Raw genomic sequence first — 19,337 nt, 5'->3', positions numbered from 1 at the left:
CTCGTTGACGATCTCGAGGTCCCGATCCAGGTGGTGAGTTCGACTGTGCCTTTGGTCTGGATCGGGGCCTTGCTTGACGCACATGTCCCGGATCCAGATGTCCTGCCGATGTCCCGGCAGCGGAGTGAACTTCACCTTTTCGATATTGGCGCGCCACCGCGCCTCGGGTGTGGCCTTGCGAGTCGAATCGAGGCCGACGCCGGCATCTATGCTCGGATTCGTGGTCCATTCGAAACGGCAGGTGAGTCGGTCGAGGGATTCCGTGGTCGCGATGAGGAGGTCCGCGGCTTTCGCTATCCGATCATCGGTGATGGCCAGGGTGTCGTGCTCGTTCTTGATCTCCACGGCCCCGATCCAAGGGTCGACGCGGGTCACGAGATCGGCGGTGCCCTTGGTCTGGATCGGACCCTTCTTCACGCGCGAATCCTGGATCCAGATCTCTTTTTCGTGCTCCGGCCGGAGGCGGAAACCCGCCTCCGCCAGGTCCGTCATGTATGCGACTCGCGAAAGTCCGTAGGCGCCCAGGTTGGCGTTGGGGCGGCCGGGCATGACCTTGTAGTCCGCGGTCGGAACGTCGCGCAGGTCGGGGGGTAGTTGGTACAGCCCGCCGGTCGGGCGGACGCCGGGGGTCGCAGCGGATCCTGGCCTGCGGAGTGCACATTCGGGTTGGCGAGGGTGTTCAGCCGGTCGGCGACCGTGGCCGTGGTGTCGTGGAGGGCGGTCAGTCGTTCGCTCATCGACGCCGTCCCGTTCAGGCCGGCGGTGTTGTAGAACTCGTGCAGGTAATTCCATTGTTCCGCAGATAGTTCGACCTGCCGGCCGGCGTTGATGGCCGCGACGTCCTCGGCGGTGATCCCGGCCGCGGCCAGTCGGGCGGCGATTCGTTGCAGGTCGGCGTCGGTGGCGTTGCCGCTCGCGATCAGTCGGCCGTCCGCCACGCCTTGCTGTTTCGCGAGGTCCGGGTTGGTCGGGGAGCCGGGGTGGGCGCCCCGGGCGGCCTCCGGGAGTTGGTCGAAGGCGGCGGTCACCTGGTCGGCGACGGTGGCCGGCGACTCGCTGTAGCCGGACGGCCCCGATCCCGGCGAACCCACCTCGACCCCCCTCGCGACGACAACCCACTGATCCTCAGCGCGGCACCGGGGTCGGGCATCCGGAAATCGGGCGTCGTGGGTCACCCGATCACCGTGACGACAGTTCCGCCGAGAGGCGGGCGGTGATGGTGGTGAGCACCCGCGCGGTGATCGCCAGGTCCTCCGGGGACACCGAATCGTAAGCGCGGGAGACGATGTCGCCGGTCTCCGCCAGTATCCGGGCGGCCAGGGCGCGTCCGGGTGCGGTGACCTCGATGCGGTTCTCAGTGAGGGCGGTGAGCAGGCCGGTGTCGAGCAGCCGGGCGAGTGCGGCCTCGACCGCGGCGGGCTCCCAGCGGGTGAGGCCGGCGGTGCGGGTGACGTGCGCGGTGCGCTCGATCGGGGCGTCGGCGGCCAGGGCCAGATGGAGGGTGACCCACTGCTGTTCGTCGAGGGTGGTGCCGGACAGTGCGCGGGTGAGGACCGCCGAGTGGTGCTTCTCCGCTTGGCCGACGATCGACGGGTTGAGGGTGGTGGTCATGGTGGGCTCCTTACCGGGTGGATACCGTACGACCCATTCTGACACTGAGTATCAGAAGATTTCAAGTCTCAATAGGTACTCGATGTCTTATGGAATTGAGGATCGGCTGGGTTACGATGCCGGACATGGACCCGGACGATCGCACGCTGCCGCTCCGGGAACGCAAACGCCTGCGCACTCGGCGCGCGCTCGGCGACGCGGCGTTGCGGCTGTTCGCCGAGCGTGGATTCGACGCCACCACGGTGGAGGAACTGGTCGATGCCGCGGAGGTTTCGCGCAGCACGTTCTTCCGTACCTTCGCCACGAAGGAGGCGGCGGCGGTCGAGGCCGAAACCGAGTTGTGGGCCGGATATCTCGCCGCGCTGCCGGGCCGGGCCGGCTCCGGGCCGGTGCTGGATGTGTTGCGGGACAGTCTGATCGCCGCGCTCGGTGCGCTGCCGGTGGACTGGGACACCCGCTATGTCGCGACCCGGCGCCTGATCCTGACCACACCCGCCCTGCTCGGATATGTGGAGTACCACCGCACCGAGGTCGAGCGCGAGGTGATCGCCACGCTGGCAAGGGAACTCGTGCTCGAGGCCGACGATCTGCGGTTGCGGATCCTCGCCGAACTCGCCACCACCGGCTGGAGCATCGCCGGGCGCGACTGGGTGCGCGACGACGGCGCAGGCGGCCGACCGGCTCTGGTCGACCGCCTGCGCGAGTCCTTCGCCGCCGTACCCGTCAGTCTCGGGCTGACGGCGGCCAAACGCTGATCAGCGTCCCTTGAACTGCGGCTTCCGCTTCTCCGCGAAGGCCCGCGGGCCCTCCTTGGCATCGTCGCTGAGGAAGACGCCGAGCCCGACCTTCGCATCCGCCGCGAACGCCTCCTCCTCGTGCATGCCCTCGCTGTCGCGGATGGTCTTCAGGATCGCGCGAACCGCGAGCGGGCCGTTGTTGTCGATCAGCTCCGCGATCTCCAGCGCCTTCGTCAGCGCGGTGCCGTCGGGGACGACATGGCCGATCAAGCCGTACGCCAGGGCCTCACGAGCGGTGATGTGCCGGCCGGTCAGCAGCAGGTCGCAGGCGACGGTGTAGGGGATCTGGCGGGGCAGCCGCACCGCCGAGCCGCCCATCGGATACAGCGACCAGCGGGCCTCGGAGATGCCGAATTTCGCGCTCTCCCCGGCGATTCGGATATCGGTGCCCTGCAGGATCTCGGTGCCGCCCGCGATCGCGGCGCCCTCGACGGCGGCGATCAGCGGTTTGGTGAGGCGGCGGCCCTTCAGCAGGCCGGGGATGCGGGCCGGGTCGAACGCGCCGCCCTCGCTCATGTTCTTGCCGGGATCGTTGCGGGTCATCGCCTTCAGATCGGCGCCCGCGCAGAACGCGTTGCCGGCGCCGGTGAGGATGCAGCTGCGGATCTCGGGGTCGTTGTCGACGGTGTCCCAGGCCTGCACCATCAGTTCCAGCATTTCGCCGGAGAGCGCGTTGCGCACGGTCGGGCGGTTCATCGTGACGATCAGGGTGTGGCCGCGGCGCTCGATGAGGGCGTGCGGTTGTGCCTCGGTCTCCGCAATGGACCCGGCGGACCCGGTCGACTCAGCCATCGCTGCTCCTTCTCGTGTGCGGGCGGGGCCGTGGACGAAGTTACCCCGCACTGTTGTCCAAAACAATAACGTGTTCTAGTTTGAGACGGTCCGGTTCTGCCACGAGAGCGGCGGTGCGACGACGGAGGGAGCGGCGATGGAGACGACGGCGACGGAGACGGCCGGGTCCGGCGGCACGGCCACGGTGCCGGGACGGATCACGCCGGCGCTCATCGATCGGCTGACCGGCCGGGTGGTCGCGGGCGTCGCCGGTGCGGAGCGCGAGCCGTACCGGATGGCCGAGGTGTACACCGGCGCGGTGGTCGGTGCGCTGCCACAGTCCTCGCCCGAGGATGTGGCCGAGGCCGCTGCGAGATCCCGTGCAGCGCAACAGGAATGGGCCTCGTGGCCGGTGGCGCGGCGGCTGGCGGTGTTCGAGCGGGCGCACGAGCTGATTCTGACCGAGCACGACACCATCGCCGATCTGATCCAGATCGGGTGCGGCAAGACCCGGCGGATGGCCTTCGAGGAATCCTGCGATGTGCCGATGGTGATCAGCCACTATCTGAAGACGGCGAAGCGGGTGCTGAAGCCCGCCCGGCGCGGTGGCGCGATGCCGATCATCAGCGCCAGCATCGAACAGCACCGGCCCAAGGGCGTGGTCGCGGTCATCGCGCCGTGGAACTTCCCGTTCGCCATCGCGCTGTCCGACGCGGTGCCCGCCCTGATCGCGGGCAACGGCGTGGTGCTGAAGCCGGACAACAAGACCGCGCTGTGCGCGCTGTTCGGGGTGGAGCTGCTGTATCGGGCCGGGCTGCCGGCGGGCCTGATGCAGGTGGTGTGCGGCGCCGGTCCGGATGTCGGCCCGGCCCTGATCGACCACAGCGATTTCGTCATGTTCACCGGTTCCACCGCCACCGGGCGCACCGTCGGCGAACGTGCGGGCCGCAACCTCATCGGATGCAGCCTGGAACTCGGCGGCAAGAATCCGATGATCGTCCTGGACGACGCGAAACTCGACGAGGCGATTCCGGGCGCGCTGTTCGCGGTGTTCGCCAACAGCGGCCAGGCGTGCATGCACATCGAGCGGATCTACGTGCACGATCGCGTCTACGACGAGTTCGAGCGCCGATTCGTGACCGCCGCAGCGGAATTGGGGTCGACGGCGGCCGCGACCTACGACTACACCGCGGATTTCGGCTCGCTGGTCTCGGTCGAGCACCTGGAGCGGGTGGCCGCGCACGTGGCCGATGCCCGCGCCAAGGGCGCCACCGTCCTGACCGGTGGTGCCGCGCGCCCCGATATCGGCCCGGCCTTCTACGAGCCGACCGTGCTGACCGGGGTCACCGCGGAGATGGTGCACGCCACCGCGGAGACCTTCGGCCCGGTGGTCACGCTGTACCGGTACCACGACGAGGACGAGGTGATCCGGCTGGCCAACGCCACCACCTACGGTCTCAATGCCAGCGTGTGGAGCGGGGATACGGCCCGCGCCACCCGGATCGCGGATCGGCTGGAGGCCGGCAACGTGAACGTCAACGACGGATTCGTGGCGAGCTATTCGGCCAAGGCCACGCCGTCCGGCGGCGTGAAACAGTCCGGCGTCGGTACCCGGCACGGCGATGCGGGCCTGCTGAAATACACCGATACGGTGAACATCGGCGTGCAGAAACGGCAGATCCTGTCGGCGCGGGCCGGAATGGCGTACGAGAAGCAGCTCGGCAGTACGCTGCTCACCCTGCGGTTGCTGCGGCGGTGGCGACTGCGCTGAAATCGGCGGGGCGGCAGAACTATTCGTCCCGTGCCGGGATATCCGTTCCGGGCGGCACGAATTCGGTCGACTGGGCGCAGAACACGGTTCACCTGCCCGCAATCCGCGGCTGCGACCCTGGGACGGTGTCTCAGCCCGATCACCGGAAGCGGGTCGGATACGCAACGCTGACTCCGGCCTACCGACTTCTGGAGCTCGATCACCCGACGGCGCTGTCCCGCGCCGAGATCCGACTACGCGCGGAATTCGCGACCGTCTTCGATCGCGCCGCGGTGCGCCGGATACTGCACGATTCCTACGACCGGCTGGTGACCCAGGCCAGCGTCACCTTCTACCTTCCGGTGCTGGCGGAACGCTTCGCCCGGCAGCGGCTGCTGGCCCAGGCGAAAGCCGAAGGGCGCGTGGCGCAGTCGCGGCCGATCGTGCTGTTCCTGTGCACCCACAACGCCGGTCGCTCGCAGATGGCGCTGGGTTTCTTCCTCCAGCTCGCCCGTGGCCGCGCCATCGGCTGGTCGGCCGGCACCGAGCCGAGCCGCCGGTTGAATCCGGCCGTGATCGCGGCGATGTCGGAGACCGGCATCGACATCACCGACGAATATCCGAAGCCGTGGACCGACGAGATCGTCCGGGCCGCCGACATCATCATCACTCTGGGCTGCGGCGACACCTGCCCGTTGCTGCCGGACACCTACTACGAGGACTGGATCGTCGACGATCCCGCGGGGCTGTCGCTGACGCAGGTGCGGCCCATTCGCGATGATCTGCGCCGCCGGGTGCTGCAACTGCTGTCCGATCTGCACATCCCGGTGGCGGGCTGATTTTCTGTATCGCATTATAGATAGGCGTACAGTACGTGACATCACAGCGGTCGCGGCTCGCCCCGCTCGGTGAAAAAGTCAGCAGCGGTGGATCTTCGGCCGGCATCGACGGAAGGGACGCGAATGACCGACCTCGCCGGCGAGCAGCCCGACGACCGGCCGATCGATCTGGACAACCACTACTACGAACCGCTGGACGCGTTCACCCGGCATCTGGACCGGGCCTTCCGGCGGCGCGGCGTCCGGATGGTCAGCGACGGCGGGCACTACACCGCCGTCATCGGTGACCGGGTCAACCGGTTCATCCCCAATCCGGCCTTCGACCCGATCATCGTGCCCGGCTGCCTCGACCTGTTGTTCCGCGGTCAGGTGCCGGACGGGGTCGACCGGTCGGGGCTGATGCAGGTGGAGCGGCAGGAGTTGCGACCGGAATACCGGCAGCGCGCGGCCCGGGTCGAGGTGATCGAACGGCAGGGCCTGGCCACCGCGGTGCTGTTCCCGACCTTCGGTTGCGGGGTGGAACAGGCACTGCGCGAAGACGTTCCGGCGACGATGGCCTCACTGCACGCGTTCAACCGCTGGCTGGACGAGGACTGGGGTTTCGATCGCCCGGACCATCGGGTACTCACCGCGCCGATGATCTCGCTCGCCGATCCCGGGGCCGCGGCGGCCGAGGTCGACGAGGTGCTGGCCGGCGGCGCCCGCCTGGTGCACATGCGCCCGGCTCCCGTACCCGGCGCGACCGGGCCGCGCTCACTGGGCGACCGGGCCCACGATCCGGTCTGGGCCCGGCTGGCCGAGGCGGGGGTGCCGGTGGCATTCCATCTGGGCGACAGCGGATATCTGCGGATCGCGGCCATGTGGGGTGGGAAGGAGACCTTCGAGCCGTTCGGCCGCGGCGATCCACTGGACACCCTGCTGGTGGACGATCGGGCAATCCACGACACGATGGCATCGCTGATCGTCCACGGCGTCTTCGACCGGCATCCGACGCTACGGGTGGCCAGCATCGAGAACGGTTCGGAATGGGTGCACCGGCTCGCCAAGCGGTTGCGCAAACTGGCCAATCAGGCCCCACGGTCCTTCCGCCGCGATCCGGTGGCGGCGCTGCGCGAACACGTCTGGGTCGCACCGTACTACGAGGACGACCTGGTCCGGCTGGCCGAGGTGATCGGCGTGGACCGGATCCTGTTCGGCTCCGACTGGCCGCACGGCGAGGGCCTGGCGGATCCGCTGTCCTTCGTCGACGAGCTGTCGGCGTTCGGGCCGGCCGACATCCGGAAGATCATGCGCGACAACGCCACCGAACTCCTCGGGGTGTCCACCGAATCCGCCGCGATGCGATAGAGGCAGGAGCCACCATGGATTTCGCGCGAGTCGAGCTGTCCGGCGCGGACGCGGACTTCCGGGACCGGGCGCGGGCCTTCCTCGACACCCATGTCACCGACGAGGTGCGCCGCCGCGATCGTGCGACCGGCGACAACTTCGACGAGGCAGTGCATCTGGCGATGGGCGCCGGCGGCTGGCTGGCCGGGGAACTGCGGCCGGAGGCCGGCGGCGGCTTCGACCGAGTGCGAACCCGGTTGTGGGAGTTGGAGAAACGGCGCTACCGCGTGCCGTGGGTGACCTGGAGCACCACCGCCATCGTGGTGCCCGCGGTGCGCCGCCACGGCAGCCCCGAACTGCGCGAGGAGGTGCTGCCCGGCGTGTACGACGGCCGCATCCGCCTGTGCCTGGGGTACACCGAACCCGACGGCGGATCGGACGTGGCCACCTGCCGGACCCGCGCCGTCCGCGACGGTGACGACTGGGTGATCAACGGCGCCAAGATGTTCACCACCGGTGCGCACAACTGCCGATACGTCTTCCTGATCACGAACACCGACCCCGACGGGCCGCGGCACCGCAACCTCACCATGTTCCTGGTGCCGCTGAGCTCACCGGGCATCGAGATCCACGGCATCCACACCGTCGACGGCGACCGCACCAACATCGTCCACTACACCGACGTCCGGGTGCCGGACCGCTACCGCCTCGGCGAGGTGAACGGCGGCTGGGCCGTCCTCCAGGGACCGTTGAACGAGGAACACGGCGTCCGCAGGACCGCGCCGGACGGCCTCCAGGACATCTCCATCATGGCCCACCACGGCGCGTACATGGCGACGGTCGTCGACGACGTGGCCGCCACCGTGGCCCGGCCCGGACCCGACGGCCGCCGTCGCCTGGACGACGACGCGGTGGCCTGTCGGCTGGGCCGCAGCGTCGCCCGGATGGAGGCCGCGTTGTCCGCCCCCGGCGTGTTCGGCCGGGTCGCGATCGCGCAGACCATGCGCGACATCGCCCCCGAGTTGATGGATATCCTCGGCCCGGCCGCCGCCCTGCCCACCGCGGCCGCGGCGGCAGACGACGGTGGCGGGCCCGAATACCTGTTCCGCTGGGCGCCGCTGTGCGGCATCTACGGCGGCACCCTGGAGGTCTTCCGCAACATCATCGCCCAGCAGATCCTGGGCCTGGGCCGGCCCGACTACACCCCGCCTCGCTGAGGACTGCGCGGTGCAGCGGGCGCATCCCGAAAGTGTCTGGGCATCAACCTGATCCGCTGCCGCTGCCGCTGCCGCTGCCGCCACTGCTGCCGCCGCGACTGGGCAGGCCCAGGTGGCGACGGCCTCAGCTCCCTGTCAGTGCCTCCTGTCGAATCCATTGCAGCAGGGCAGGATTGCCGACCGTAGTGACCACACTGACCACCCGCCGCACATACCGCTCGTCGTCCAGCAGCGCCAGCATGCTCGCGGCCAGATCCACCCGCGCGGTGAAACGGCAGTCGGCATGGCCCTCGACCAGGGTGTACTCGGTGACCGAGGGCAGCTGGAACAGCCCGCTCGGGCGCACGATCGTCCAGTCCAGCTCGCCGTCGTCCAGCAGCGCCTCCATCCGCCGCATGTCGTCGTACAGGGACCGGCCCAGCACCCGGGTCACCAGCGGCAACAGCACCCGGTTGAACAGCACCCCGCCGTCGGAGTAGGGCTGCGGATCCACCCCGGCCGAGCTGATCACCACCAGCCGCCGCACCTCGTGCCGGGTCATCGCCGCGGCGATGGTGGCTACGCCCGCCGAATAGGTGGTGATCGGTTGTCGGCCCGGTGGCACTCCGAGCGCCGACAACACCGCGTCCCGGCCCGCGACGGCGGCGTCGACCGCCGCCGGATCGAGCACGTCCGCGCGGTACACCTCGAGCCGATCATGGTGCAGTGGAAAGGAATCCGGCCGCCGGGTGACCGCGGTGACCCGATGCCCGGCGGCCAGCGCGAGCTCGGTGAGCAGTCGGCCGGTCCGGCCGTTCGCGCCGAATATCGTGAGGTCGGCCGTGCGCGCGCTCACGATGCGGTCCGCTGGGTCGCCACCCGCAGGGTGCCGAGCGCCTGCTCCCAGGCCAGCAGTTCGTCGAGCAGCTCACGCAGCCGGGCGGTCTGCAATTCCCGCGGCCGGAATTCGGCGAAGTTCACGAAATCCTCCGCCAGGGTGAGCGCCACCTGCGGCCCGATATCGGCCATCCGCAGCGCCCCCGCCTGCGCCCGCAGCGTGTGGATCGCCATCACCGCACCGTAGACGCCGTATCCGACGTAGCCGACCGGTTTCCCGGCCCATTCCGGGAGCAGATAGTCGATCGCGTTGGTCAGCGCGGCAGGCGCGCTGGTGTTGTACTCCGGCGTGACGAACACGAACGCGTCGCAGGCGCCGATCCGCTCGGCCCAGCGCCGGGTGTGCGGATGCGTCCCGGCCGCACGGGCCGCCGGAACCGGTTCGTCGAGCAGCGGCAGCCGATGGTCCAGCAGGTCCACCAGTTCGAAGTGCGCGGCGTTGCCCGCATGCGCGGTCGCGAGCTCCCGCACCCAGCGGGCCACCCCCTCGCCCTGCCGCCCGGGCCGGGTACTGCCGATGATGATGCCGATCGTGGTCATGGTCGATCCCTCGAGATGCACGGAAGATGCGCCGGCGGCCGGATGTGCATCCGCCCGCCGACCGGACACACACAAGTGGCGCACCGCGTCCGCCCTGTGACACTCCGCCGGTGTGACGAGCGCCACCACCGCCGTATGTCACATCCGCCCCCGCCCGGACCACGTATGCAGGACAGGTACACCCGGCAGCAGGAGCGACCCATGACGGACCCCGAACACCTCGACCCCGCCACGGCGGCCTTCGTCACCCACCGCAACCTGCTGTTCACCGTCGCCTACGAAATGCTCGGCTCCGCCGCCGACGCCGAGGACATCCTCCAGGAGACCTGGCTGCAATGGGCGGGCGTCGACCTCGGTGAGGTTCGCGACCCCCGCGCCTACCTGGTCCGCATCGCCACCCGCCAGGCGATCGGCCGCCTGCGCACCCTGGGCCGCCGCCGCGAATCCTACGTCGGCCCCTGGCTACCGGAACCCCTGCTCACCGCCCCCGACGTCGCGGACGACATCGAACTGGCCGAGCACGTCTCGATGGCGATGCTGCTGATCCTGGAGACCCTGACCCCCACCGAACGCGCGGTCTTCGTCCTCCGCGAGGTCTTCGACATGAGCTACGACGAGATCGCCACCGCGGTCGCCAAAACCCCCGCCGCCGTCCGCCAGATCGCCCACCGCGCCCGCACCCACGTGGCCGCCCGCCGCCCCCGCGGCCCCGTCTCACCCGCCGAAACCCGCGCCACCCTGGCCGCCTTCCAGCGCGCGGTGGAAACCGGCGACCTGCAACGCCTCCTGGACCTCTTGGCCCCCGACGTGGTCTTCCTCAGCGACGGCGGCGGCATCAAACAAGCCTTCCTGCACCCCGTCCTGGGCCGCACCGCCGTCGCCGCCCTCCTCTCCGGCGGCACCAGCTGGATGGGCGCCGTGGTCACCACCGAACCGGCCCAGGTCAACGGCCACCCCGCCCTCCTGCTCCGCCTCGACGGCGAGATCGACGGCATCGTCGCCACCCGCCTGGACGAGGGCCGCATCACCGGCGTCTACTTCGTCCGCAACCCGGAAAAACTCTCCCGTATAGCCCACGAAACCACCATGAGCCGCTGAGCGCTCCCGGACCGACTACCTGGCCTTCGTCTGGGGACACTTGGGAATCTGCTGGCACCGGTGGTTCGAGTACTGGTTCGTGCGGGCTTCCTTGCACCACGCACATTGACACGTGCACGCCATCGGGAATCTCCTTGATCGGGTTGCCGGGAATACCTCGTCGAGCGCACCTCGACGCCGACTTGCCGCAACGGTATGCGGCCGTCGACCGGACCGGTATCGGCCGAAGGAACGACACCGACCGATCGGCCGTCATGAACCGGCCCGGAAACGATCGACGGCCCTGACCTCGTAAAAGGTCAGGGCCGTCTTCGTGTCTCCACACACGAGTCGGGGTGACAGGATTTGAACCTGCGACCTCTTCGTCCCGAACGCTGCTCCGGTGTGCTTGCGGTAGTTCGACAGTGCCGTTGAGCTGCACTTCCGGGTCGTTCAATGTCATCGCGGGATCGCGTGTAGCAAGCCTGTCGCTGCTTTCCTGCTGCCTACGCTCGGTCGTGGCTATGGGGCGAGGAATCAAGCGCCTGATCTGCCTGTTTCACTGAAATTGTTGTGGTACAACGAAATTCGCGGATAGGTTGTCTATCCGCCCGACTGCTCTTCCCCGGCCTTCCTTATACGTGCCGCCCTCAGTGGAGGTCGGGCGTGTCAAGGATGCGCAGCACCGCGCAGCGGACACCGGAGGTGGTCCTTGACTCGTTCGGCCGGAGCGAGACCATTCGGCCATGAGGAAGGGTGGGGGTGCTCATGAGACTGCCCCCGACACGCCCGGATGTCACGAGCGGCGACACGCCGTACGGAAAATTACCCACATGGGTTTCCTTACGAGAATCCGCCGTGAGCTGCCCGAAGCGGCGCTACCCCAAACTTATCCACAGAATCATCCACAATCACCTAACAGCTCATGCGATCCTGTGCAGTTCTTTATCCACAGGTTGACGCACAACCCAGTTTGTCGTTCCTGGTGATTTCTGTTGGACTCATGGTGCTCGTCCACATCGAGCCAGTTTCCCAAGGTCACGGCGGTCTTTTCGTGGCCCGGGTTGGCGTCGGTCGTAGTCGATAAGCTCCGGCTACCTTGTCGCCTGCCAGGGTGAAGGGACCACTGGTTAGCCATGAGCATGGGACCGGGGTGTGCCCGGTCGCGGGCCGTGTGGTGATGGTGACCGATGACCGGGCTGCCGGTCAATCCGAGCCGTCGGCTGGGCCGGCCGCGCGGCCCCGGTGGGGCTTCTGCCGCTGCCGGTAGGACTCGCCTTCGACGACGAGCTCGTAGGCTGCGGACTGCAAGCGGTCCATTGCAGACTGCGCGAGCAGCGGGTCGGCCATCATGGTGAGGATTTCCGGTGGTTCCCGGTTGCTGGTGATCACCGTCGATGCTTTGCGGTGCCGTTCGACGATCAGCTCGTAGAAGTCGTTGGTCTCGGGCGCCTCCAGGCGGTGCAGGGCCAGGTCATCGATGATGAGCAGGTCGACGCGGTGGAGTTTGCGCATCTCGTCCTCGTAGGAGCCGTCCAAGCGTGAACCGCGCAGCCGTTTGAACAGTTTGTCGGCGCGCTCGGTGTGAACCGTGTGGTTGCGGCGGACGGCGACGTGGCCTAATGCGTTGGCCAGGAACGTCTTTCCGACTCCGACCGGTCCCATGATCAGGACGTTGTAGGCGTCGGCGAGGAACCGCAGCGAACACAGCTCCGCCCAGAGTTCCCGGTCGAAGCTGACCGCGGTCGTGTCGTCCCAAGCCTGCAGTTGCATCTGCGGGTCCAGGTGCGCGGTCTTCGCGCGGCGCTGCTGCGACTCCCGGTCCCGGCGGGCGACCTCGTCGGCGAACAGCATCTCCAGGAAATCGTGGTGCGGCAACCGATTCGACCGCGCCAGCGCCAGCCGCTCCGGCAGCGTATCCAGCAGCTGACCAAGCTTGAGCCGGCGCATCAACGACTTCAGCTCGGGTGTGATCTCGACCGGCTTGGCCGCCGGTGCCGCGGCGGGACGGCGTGTGCTGCTGCTGGTCATGAGGGCCTCCGGACCGAGAAATCAGTGGTCGAGCGAACGAACCGTGACGGTGCCGGCGGCGGCAGCAACGTCAGCTGCCCGCCCGCGGCGCTGCCACGGGTCAGCATGCGGTCGATCAGGCCGACATCGACGACTTCGGCGTCCAGCGCGCGTCGGCAGGCGTCGTTGACCGCGTGCTCGCCGTGCCGGTTGACCAGGCCGAGCAGCCGGTAGACCTGCCGCATCTTCGTCCAGGGCAGCGGATGCTCGAGCACGGCCGCGGCGTAGGCGCCGACATGCGGGCCGTGATCGAACGCTGTGCGGCCCAACGCGTTCAGGTCCCGCATCGCGTAGGCGGTCAACTCGCTGGGCAGGTCCGCCGGATCGGTCTGCCGCCGCCCGGCCTCGACGCGGGCGTGGACCTTGATCAGGGCGCCGCGGAAGTAGAGCTTCACCGTCGCCGCATCGACCCGCGCGGTCAAGCGCTGCCCGATCAGATCACCGGGGACGCTGTAGAGGGCCTTGGCGACCTGGACGTGCCGGTCGGGTGCGACCTTCGGGTTCACCCAAGACGGGATGTCGAACACGGTGTCGGGCAACGGTTTCAGCAACGGATGCTCGTCGGCTGCGAACACCTCACCCGGCCGCAGGCGGGTCGTGCCGTGGATCCGCATTCCCGCCGTGTCCCGGCACCACCGCTGCGCCCGATCCCGGCAGTCCGCGAGATCCCGGAACTGTTCTCCGGCAAAGAAATTCGAGCGAACGTAAGGAACGCAGCGTTCGATCCGGGGCTTGTCCTGCGGGGAACGGACCCGCGCCGGATCCACGACGAAACCGCGGGACTCGGCATATTCGCGGAACGAGTCGTTCAACTTCGGATCAGTCGAATCCGCCTGATCGACAATCGCTTTCATGTTGTCCGGGATCACCACCGCGAACACGCCGTCGAAGAACACCCACGCCGCTTCGAACCCGGCGATCACATCGTTCAACGTCTCCCGGAACGTCGGATAGACGAACACGTGCCGCGAATACACCGCGGTGAAGATCAGGCCCTTCACCACCCTGCCCTTGCCTTCGGCGTCGGTGAGCAGCCCGAGGCGGCCGAAGTCGACCTGAACCTCGGCCCCGGGCTCGCAGTCCGCCACCCGGACCGTCGCGCGTTTCTTCCCGAACCCCAATTCGGTTGTGGCGTAGCGATGTAACGTCCGATACGACACCACCACCCCGTGCCGGCCCAGCAGGACGTGGATCTTGGTCAGGGTCAGGCCCTGCTCCATCCACGCCTTGATCTGCTCGGACTGGCCGGCAACGGCCTCCCAGGCATCGCTTCTGCCGTTCGGGCGGGCCCGGCGGACCCCGGTGACCACCGTGGCCAGCAGGTCGTCGGTCAGTTGCTCGACGCCGCCGTCACGGTCCATCCCGCACGACTGGGCCATCTCGATGTATCGCCGCGCGGTCTTCCGATCGACCGCCGACAGCCGCGCTACCTCCCGTAGCCCGCGGCCCTGCAGCCACAGCCGCAGCATCTCCCTGATCTCGATCACCGACACCTCCCGGTAGCTCATCCGCCAATACAGCGGCCGAGCGACCGGAACCCCCAGCTACCACACCGGAGTGGTCCCATAACTTGGCAAAACCTGCCGGTCAGGCGGTCCCATCACTGGCTAACAGGTGGTCCCATGCTCCTGGCTAAACCAGCTCCCAGGTGGTCCCTTCCACCTGGCAGCCGACATACCCGACAGATTCTTTGTCGGAGGACAAGCGCGGCCCACCGCCTGATTCGAGCAGGCGGAGGCCGCTGAGCCCATTGATCCAACGGATGAGAGGAGAACGGGCCACGTGAGCCTATCGCGAAAGCTCGGTACTGGAGATTCTGATTCAGGCCCGAAGCGGCCGAGGCCGGGTGTCCACCCCTTGGTGGCACTTGCCTTGGCGGTCAGCCTTGGAGGTACTGCCGGCCTGCTTGTTGGCTGGCCCGACTCGGTGACCGTGCTGGTGGCAGTCTTGGCGCTGTTTACCCGCCGGCCCGGCCCCGAGGGGTAGCCGAGAACGAATTGTGAGGCTGGTCGTCGGTGTTCGGGGCACCGCCGACCAGCGGGGATCATTTCGCAGGACGGCACTCGGGCGATTCGCATCGAGGTGAACCGTCGTAAAAGCGTTCTTGACTGCGCGGTCCGAAACTCGGGTTCTTGCGGATCCGGTAGTTCTGCCACAGCTGTTCACCACACGCTTGGCACCGTTCGGCAATCTGCATCTTGGGCACGGGACAAGGCTATGGCGCTAGGCATCGGCCCGTACAGCCATTTTTCGGTAAAGAGCACTTCCGGCTTGAGAGGCGTTGGGGCCGTACTGAATAGCGGCTGTCCGGTTCTGCCGGGGTGGGAGTCGGTGTTGCTGGCGACCACGGCCGGTCGACCGGGACGGGGATAGGCACCGCGGGATCGACTGCGGGAGGCCGAGTCGGGTACGGCTCGCCGCGTGCCCGGCACTGCCTCGGTTATTGCAAGGTGAGTCGGCGGGAACTGGCGGTAGCGGCGTGAAGGGCGGCCACCGACGCGCCGACGCGCCGCGGCGACCGCTTTTTGGGAGCTGCGCGCGCGTCGTGCGTGGCGGTGGCGGCCCGTAGGGCCGCTGCCGCCCTTGAACCCATAGAGCGAAATTCGGCAATGTCTGCTGCGAGCTGGTCACGCGATCGGACGACGTCGGTACGGCTGGTCGCCCGATACGGTGGAGACATGGGGACGGAACTGGTCGATTGGGCGTCGAGCGTCGCACGTGAACAGCTGATCGGGCTGCCGCGCCGGTGGCGGCATGTGCAAGGCGTGGCAGCTCGAGCGATGTCCGCGGTCGGGGTGGTGGACGACGGCGCGGTCCTGGTCGCGGCGGCCTGGTTGCACGACGTCGGTTACTCGCCGGATCTGGTCAGAACTGGATTCCACCCGGTTGACGGCGCCGACTATTGCGCGAAGCTGGGGATGCCGGAGCGGGTAAGTGCGCTGGTGGCTCATCACTCTTGTGCGTGCGTGGAGGCTAGGCGCCGCGGTTTGGTGGTCGACTGGCCGGATGAGCGGACGGCATTGCGGGATGCGTTGTGGTGGGCGGACATGACGACGACGCCGGACGGCATGGAAACGACACTGGGTGCTCGGCTCGCCGAGGTGTTCGCGCGCTATGGGGACGGTGACGTGGTGTCGCAGTCGCTTCGTGAGGCCAAAGACGAACTACAGGCTGCGGTGGGCCGGACCGAGGTTCGCCTTCACGATCAGGTGAAGTAGGGTTCGGGGTTCTTCTCCAGGCCGGACCGTATGCGAGCCATGATCGACGGGTGGATGTTCAGCGTCGGGAGGTCGGCTGGCTCGACCCACAGCACTTCTTTGGACTCCGAGCTGGTCTGCGGCTGGCCTGCGACAGGGTCGGCGGCGAAGCAGATGGAAAATTCCTGGCGGACTTCGCCGTCGTCGTAGGCGACCACGTGCCCCGGGTTAGAGAATATTCCGAGGATCTCCTTGGGCTGCACCGTAATTCCGGTCTCTTCGCGGACTTCTCTGGCGACTGCTTCGCTGACGGTCTCGCCGACTTCCATGCCACCGCCGGGGATGGAGTACAGGTCGTTGTCGGTCCGGCGGATCATCAGCACCCGCCCATCGCGGTCGCGGACGAACGCGCTGACCGCTACTTTGAGGCTGTTGGCCACTGGGGCGTTCGGATCTTCGTAGTAGTCGACTCGTGCCATGTCACAACGCCTTTCAGATCGGTGCGGGTTCTGAGGTCGCCCAAACGTGCTCGAAACTTGTTGTGTAGGTGTCGAATAGATCTCCGCCCGGGAGTTTCCGGAGGTGCATGACCGGCGCGTAGGCTCCGGGCAGGCCGTAGACGTGCATGTTCACGATCATCTCGTCGTCGAAGCGGAACACCGAGTTGTAGAGCGTGGTGCTGTGGTAGCGCAGTTCGACGCCGTCGATCCGGGCAAGTGGCGTGATCAGGGCGAGCGCATTTTGGATGCGGGCGGAGACGGTGCCTTCGGCGAGGCGTTCCTCGGCGCTGCGCTTCTTGGCTTCGGTCGCGTTGGGATCACCGAAGAGCATGCGGACCGAAACCCCTTTGGCGACTTTCTGTTTGATGGTCTTCGCGAACGACGGTTCCTCGGCGAAGAAGAGGCCGGCCAGCACGAGCACGTCGATTCGATCGCTGGTGTCGTTGAGCAGTCGATTCCACAGGTCGGTCGGGACGAGGCTTCGATGTGGGTAGACCTTCACGACCTCGGACCCGGCGATTTCGGCCCGGCGTTCGGTGCTGACGGCGGCCGGCCACAGGTACGACTCGGTTTCGTGGACGAGTGAAGCGATCCGGTGTCGATGCCGCGGGTATGGCATGCGGCCCTTGGTGATCCACCGTTCCACGGTCTTTTGATCGACGCCAGTCTCTGCCGCGACGTGCTCGATATCGAGTCCGGTCCGCAGCAGTGCTTCGCGCAGTCGTTCGTTCGCCATCTCAACCCCTCGGGACGAATAGGGACGTCTTAATAGTATCCGAGACGTCTCTAGAAGTCCACCTATGAGGTTTAGGCGTCCCGCTGTTCTGCGGAAAGTAGAGGACAGCAAGGGAATTCACGAATTCCGAACCGTGATATAGGGAGATCAGAGATGGCTTTGAAGGATGTGTGGTTCGAGGTCCCGTTTCAGGTGGCGTACCCGATGGGTCTGTTCCTGCTGGGGGAGATCCAGCCGGTGACGGAGTTCAATTCGGACCGGAACGCGCCGAAGCGGCAGCGGGTGGATTTGGATAGCGACGGAAACGGTTCGGGCCTGCGTCTGTGGAAGGGCACGGTGACCGATCCGTCGGCGACGTCCTCGAAACAGGCGAGTTTCGAGGTTCAGTTCGTTGCGAATGTGCAGCCGGTTCCGTCGGCGGATGAGATCGCGCCGGGTATGCGGCCGATCGTGCTGGAGGGTCTGCATGTGAAGCCGAAGATGTCCGGGCAGGGTGAGTTCAAGTCGATCGCCTGGAATGTGCGGGCGAGCGGGATCATGGGCGATACCTCGGGTGCGAAGCGGGCTGCGGCCGAGAAGGCTGCGTGATCGTCATGGCTTTCATCAGCACGTTCGCCAGCGACAGCGGTGAGGGCGTCGAGGTCGAGTACCACCCGGGTTATGTGACGGAGGACGGCGGTCGTCAGCCGGCTTTCCTGCACATCAACCTGGCCGGTACGGACTCGTATCTCGCGATGCGCGTCGATGAGGCGCGGGCGCTGGCCGAGGCGGTGCAGTGCGTGGTCATGCTGCACGATGCCGCGGAGCGCCTGGCCGCGGAGAAGGCGGTGGCGTGATGTCGCCGGTGGATGAGGATCTGAACCGCAGGGTGTCGGCGGCGATCGTGGAGATCCGGGCCGGTGAGAACACCAGCGTGGGCCTGTACGCGTCGTATGCATGGTTCCAGCCGGAGCTGTCCGCGGCGCTGTGGCCTTCGGGCTCCCGGCACTCGGGGGAGTGATTGTCATGAACGAGAAGGCGATGCGGTGGGCGCGGGTGTTCGCGGTCCTGGTGATTGTGGGTGTCGGTGCTGCCGCATTCCGCCTGTCCTTCTCGACCTTGCGTGACCTGGCGAAACTCGCTCACGTCCCGTCCTCGGATGCCTGGTTGCTGCCGTTGATCATCGACGGCACGATCGTGCAAGCGACTGCGGCGGTGCTGGTGCTGGCGAAGTCGACGGAACGCCGCTGGTTCACCGGTGTCTTGGTGGTCGGGGCGATTGTGTCGGTGGCCGGTAACAGCCTCCATGCGATCGCCAACGGTCACGAGTTGCCGGGGTGGGCGTGTGCGGTGGTCGCGGCTATCGCTCCGGTCGGTCTGCTGGTCGACACGCATGGGTTGGCGCTGCTGCTCCGTACTCCGGTCCGGGCCCGGGAACCAGTCACCGAACCGGCATCTGAGCCTGTGAATGAGATTGTGCCGGAACCTATTCCGGCTGCTGAACCGATCACGGTTCCCGAGCCGGTTCCGGCTGCGGTGCCTGAGGTGATCGCTGCCCCTGTTGCTGCTGCTCCGGTGCGTCGTCGTCCGGCGGCGGTGGTGCAGCCGATGTTGCCGTTGGCGGTCCCGGTTACCGGTGCGTGACCTGGGGTCATCCGGCTCTGAATCTTCAAGTCTTCCAACTCGTTTCCGCCCTGAGGAGGGGTGATGTCTGTTTCTGCGCGTCCACGTTCGGGTCCCGGTGTCCTGCCGGGCATCGTCACCGGTGTCGGGGTGGTGGTGATCTCCGCCGGCGTCGGCCTGGCTCTGGTGTCCCACCACTCGGCCCCCGCTCACTCGTCGCCGGTCTCTGCTTCCCTCGAGGCACCGACCGCCTCGTCCACGCCTTCGGCGGTGCCGGTGTCCCCGGTCCCGGATTCGATCGCCGGTCCGGCGTGCTGGATGTTCTGTAATGAGCCGCCGTTACCGCCCGCGGATGCCCACGGCTGCCCACTGTTCTGCGACCTGTCCCGCCCCACCACCGGGGGTGTCCAGTGATCCCCGAGGTGGAA

The 19,337-nt window shown here is 67.5% G+C and carries 21 protein-coding genes; 12 read left to right on the top strand and 9 right to left on the bottom strand.

Annotation, left to right across the window (positions count from 1 at the left end; genetic code table 11):
* Positions 1-488 precede the first annotated feature (488 nt).
* Positions 489-1,091: a hypothetical protein gene (locus LBW94_RS15075; protein WP_225062245.1), complete on the bottom strand. Its 603-nt coding sequence runs from the start codon at positions 1,089-1,091 to the stop codon at positions 489-491.
* Between the two features lie 88 nt (positions 1,092-1,179).
* Positions 1,180-1,611 (bottom strand): hypothetical protein, encoded by a 432-nt coding sequence (locus tag LBW94_RS15070; protein WP_225062246.1) that lies wholly within the window; start codon positions 1,609-1,611, stop codon positions 1,180-1,182.
* Between the two features lie 125 nt (positions 1,612-1,736).
* On the opposite strand from LBW94_RS15070, the gene LBW94_RS15065 reads away from it, so the two are divergent.
* Entirely contained in the window at positions 1,737-2,366 is a 630-nt protein-coding gene (locus LBW94_RS15065; RefSeq protein WP_225062247.1) for a TetR/AcrR family transcriptional regulator; helix-turn-helix transcriptional regulator, read from the top strand.
* On the opposite strand, the gene LBW94_RS15060 is transcribed toward LBW94_RS15065, so the two are convergent.
* Positions 2,367-3,200 (bottom strand): crotonase/enoyl-CoA hydratase family protein, encoded by an 834-nt coding sequence (locus tag LBW94_RS15060; protein WP_225062248.1) that lies wholly within the window; start codon positions 3,198-3,200, stop codon positions 2,367-2,369.
* A gap of 136 nt (positions 3,201-3,336) precedes the next feature.
* On the opposite strand from LBW94_RS15060, the gene LBW94_RS15055 reads away from it, so the two are divergent.
* From LBW94_RS15055 to LBW94_RS15040, 4 genes are all read left to right on the top strand, one after another.
* Positions 3,337-4,950 carry a succinic semialdehyde dehydrogenase gene (locus tag LBW94_RS15055; RefSeq protein WP_225062249.1) on the top strand — a complete coding sequence of 538 codons (1,614 nt, stop codon included), beginning with the start codon at positions 3,337-3,339 and terminating at the stop codon, positions 4,948-4,950.
* A 167-nt stretch (positions 4,951-5,117) separates the two neighbouring features.
* Positions 5,118-5,768: an arsenate reductase ArsC gene (locus tag LBW94_RS15050; protein ID WP_416276902.1), complete on the top strand. Its 651-nt coding sequence runs from the start codon at positions 5,118-5,120 to the stop codon at positions 5,766-5,768.
* 123 nt (positions 5,769-5,891) lie between these two features.
* The gene (locus LBW94_RS15045) at positions 5,892-7,115 is read left to right on the top strand and encodes an amidohydrolase family protein (RefSeq protein WP_225062251.1); all 1,224 of its coding nucleotides are present in this window, start codon (positions 5,892-5,894) and stop codon (positions 7,113-7,115) included.
* A gap of 14 nt (positions 7,116-7,129) precedes the next feature.
* On the top strand, positions 7,130-8,311 hold the full coding sequence (locus LBW94_RS15040; protein WP_225062252.1) for an acyl-CoA dehydrogenase family protein: 1,182 nt from the start codon (positions 7,130-7,132) through the stop codon (positions 8,309-8,311).
* A gap of 124 nt (positions 8,312-8,435) precedes the next feature.
* On the opposite strand, the gene LBW94_RS15035 is transcribed toward LBW94_RS15040, so the two are convergent.
* Positions 8,436-9,146, bottom strand: coding sequence for an NAD(P)-dependent oxidoreductase (locus LBW94_RS15035; RefSeq protein ID WP_225062253.1), 711 nt, complete (start codon positions 9,144-9,146; stop codon positions 8,436-8,438).
* Positions 9,143-9,727 (bottom strand): NADPH-dependent FMN reductase, encoded by a 585-nt coding sequence (locus LBW94_RS15030; protein WP_225062254.1) that lies wholly within the window; start codon positions 9,725-9,727, stop codon positions 9,143-9,145. The genes LBW94_RS15035 and LBW94_RS15030 overlap by 4 nt, the downstream gene beginning before the upstream one ends.
* A gap of 201 nt (positions 9,728-9,928) precedes the next feature.
* Between LBW94_RS15030 and LBW94_RS15025 the strand changes: the two genes are divergently transcribed.
* The gene (locus LBW94_RS15025) at positions 9,929-10,825 is read left to right on the top strand and encodes an RNA polymerase sigma-70 factor (protein WP_225062255.1); all 897 of its coding nucleotides are present in this window, start codon (positions 9,929-9,931) and stop codon (positions 10,823-10,825) included.
* A 1,185-nt stretch (positions 10,826-12,010) separates the two neighbouring features.
* Here LBW94_RS15025 and LBW94_RS15020 read toward each other — a convergent pair.
* A complete protein-coding gene (locus LBW94_RS15020; protein ID WP_225062761.1) occupies positions 12,011-12,835 on the bottom strand; it encodes an ATP-binding protein in 825 nt (274 codons plus the stop codon).
* Positions 12,832-14,382 (bottom strand): IS21 family transposase, encoded by a 1,551-nt coding sequence (istA, locus tag LBW94_RS15015; protein ID WP_225062762.1) that lies wholly within the window; start codon positions 14,380-14,382, stop codon positions 12,832-12,834. The genes LBW94_RS15020 and istA overlap by 4 nt, the downstream gene beginning before the upstream one ends.
* 1,170 nt (positions 14,383-15,552) lie before the next feature.
* Here istA and LBW94_RS15010 point away from each other — a divergent pair.
* Positions 15,553-16,092, top strand: a complete 540-nt coding sequence (locus tag LBW94_RS15010) for an HD domain-containing protein (RefSeq protein ID WP_225061586.1) — start codon at positions 15,553-15,555, stop codon at positions 16,090-16,092.
* Here the strand turns inward: LBW94_RS15010 and LBW94_RS15005 are convergent.
* Both LBW94_RS15005 and LBW94_RS15000 read right to left on the bottom strand, forming a co-directional pair.
* Positions 16,080-16,550, bottom strand: a complete 471-nt coding sequence (locus tag LBW94_RS15005) for an NUDIX hydrolase (RefSeq protein ID WP_225061587.1) — start codon at positions 16,548-16,550, stop codon at positions 16,080-16,082. The genes LBW94_RS15010 and LBW94_RS15005 overlap by 13 nt on opposite strands.
* Positions 16,551-16,563: 13 nt before the next feature.
* Complete coding sequence (locus LBW94_RS15000; RefSeq protein WP_225061588.1) at positions 16,564-17,307, bottom strand: helix-turn-helix domain-containing protein; 744 nt, start codon at positions 17,305-17,307, stop codon at positions 16,564-16,566.
* A 204-nt stretch (positions 17,308-17,511) separates the two neighbouring features.
* Here LBW94_RS15000 and LBW94_RS14995 point away from each other — a divergent pair, with 204 nt between their 5' ends.
* From LBW94_RS14995 to LBW94_RS14975, 5 genes are all read left to right on the top strand, one after another.
* Positions 17,512-17,895 (top strand): hypothetical protein, encoded by a 384-nt coding sequence (locus tag LBW94_RS14995; RefSeq protein ID WP_225061589.1) that lies wholly within the window; start codon positions 17,512-17,514, stop codon positions 17,893-17,895.
* Complete coding sequence (locus tag LBW94_RS14990) at positions 17,892-18,143, top strand: hypothetical protein (protein ID WP_225061590.1); 252 nt, start codon at positions 17,892-17,894, stop codon at positions 18,141-18,143. The genes LBW94_RS14995 and LBW94_RS14990 overlap by 4 nt, the downstream gene beginning before the upstream one ends.
* Positions 18,143-18,307 carry a hypothetical protein gene (locus LBW94_RS14985; protein ID WP_225061591.1) on the top strand — a complete coding sequence of 55 codons (165 nt, stop codon included), beginning with the start codon at positions 18,143-18,145 and terminating at the stop codon, positions 18,305-18,307. The genes LBW94_RS14990 and LBW94_RS14985 overlap by 1 nt, the downstream gene beginning before the upstream one ends.
* A 5-nt stretch (positions 18,308-18,312) precedes the next feature.
* Positions 18,313-18,930, top strand: a complete 618-nt coding sequence (locus tag LBW94_RS14980; protein WP_225061592.1) for a DUF2637 domain-containing protein — start codon at positions 18,313-18,315, stop codon at positions 18,928-18,930.
* Between the two features lie 63 nt (positions 18,931-18,993).
* Complete coding sequence (locus LBW94_RS14975) at positions 18,994-19,323, top strand: hypothetical protein (RefSeq protein WP_266271086.1); 330 nt, start codon at positions 18,994-18,996, stop codon at positions 19,321-19,323.
* The last annotated feature ends 14 nt before the right edge of the window (positions 19,324-19,337 follow it).

This window comes from Nocardia sp. alder85J, from assembly GCF_020176955.2.
In the GTDB taxonomy this organism is placed as follows: Bacteria; Actinomycetota; Actinomycetes; order Mycobacteriales; family Mycobacteriaceae; genus Nocardia.
This window is presented reverse-complemented; position numbering and strand designations above follow the sequence as displayed.

Excerpts from the sequence above, each read along its gene's own strand:
- LBW94_RS15070 (WP_225062246.1), bottom strand. The coding sequence starts at position 1,611 with ATGACCACCACCCTCAACCCGTCGATCGTCGGCCAAGCGGAGAAGCAC.
- LBW94_RS15065 (WP_225062247.1), top strand. The coding sequence starts at position 1,737 with ATGGACCCGGACGATCGCACGCTGCCGCTCCGGGAACGCAAACGCCTG.
- LBW94_RS15060 (WP_225062248.1), bottom strand. The coding sequence starts at position 3,200 with ATGGCTGAGTCGACCGGGTCCGCCGGGTCCATTGCGGAGACCGAGGCA.
- LBW94_RS15055 (WP_225062249.1), top strand. The coding sequence starts at position 3,337 with ATGGAGACGACGGCGACGGAGACGGCCGGGTCCGGCGGCACGGCCACG.
- LBW94_RS15045 (WP_225062251.1), top strand. The coding sequence starts at position 5,892 with ATGACCGACCTCGCCGGCGAGCAGCCCGACGACCGGCCGATCGATCTG.
- LBW94_RS15040 (WP_225062252.1), top strand. The coding sequence starts at position 7,130 with ATGGATTTCGCGCGAGTCGAGCTGTCCGGCGCGGACGCGGACTTCCGG.
- LBW94_RS15030 (WP_225062254.1), bottom strand. The coding sequence starts at position 9,727 with ATGACCACGATCGGCATCATCATCGGCAGTACCCGGCCCGGGCGGCAG.
- LBW94_RS15025 (WP_225062255.1), top strand. The coding sequence starts at position 9,929 with ATGACGGACCCCGAACACCTCGACCCCGCCACGGCGGCCTTCGTCACC.
- LBW94_RS15020 (WP_225062761.1), bottom strand. The coding sequence starts at position 12,835 with ATGACCAGCAGCAGCACACGCCGTCCCGCCGCGGCACCGGCGGCCAAG.
- istA (WP_225062762.1), bottom strand. The coding sequence starts at position 14,382 with ATGAGCTACCGGGAGGTGTCGGTGATCGAGATCAGGGAGATGCTGCGG.
- LBW94_RS15010 (WP_225061586.1), top strand. The coding sequence starts at position 15,553 with ATGGGGACGGAACTGGTCGATTGGGCGTCGAGCGTCGCACGTGAACAG.
- LBW94_RS15005 (WP_225061587.1), bottom strand. The coding sequence starts at position 16,550 with ATGGCACGAGTCGACTACTACGAAGATCCGAACGCCCCAGTGGCCAAC.
- LBW94_RS15000 (WP_225061588.1), bottom strand. The coding sequence starts at position 17,307 with ATGGCGAACGAACGACTGCGCGAAGCACTGCTGCGGACCGGACTCGAT.
- LBW94_RS14995 (WP_225061589.1), top strand. The coding sequence starts at position 17,512 with ATGGGTCTGTTCCTGCTGGGGGAGATCCAGCCGGTGACGGAGTTCAAT.
- LBW94_RS14985 (WP_225061591.1), top strand. The coding sequence starts at position 18,143 with ATGTCGCCGGTGGATGAGGATCTGAACCGCAGGGTGTCGGCGGCGATC.
- LBW94_RS14980 (WP_225061592.1), top strand. The coding sequence starts at position 18,313 with ATGAACGAGAAGGCGATGCGGTGGGCGCGGGTGTTCGCGGTCCTGGTG.
- LBW94_RS14975 (WP_266271086.1), top strand. The coding sequence starts at position 18,994 with ATGTCTGTTTCTGCGCGTCCACGTTCGGGTCCCGGTGTCCTGCCGGGC.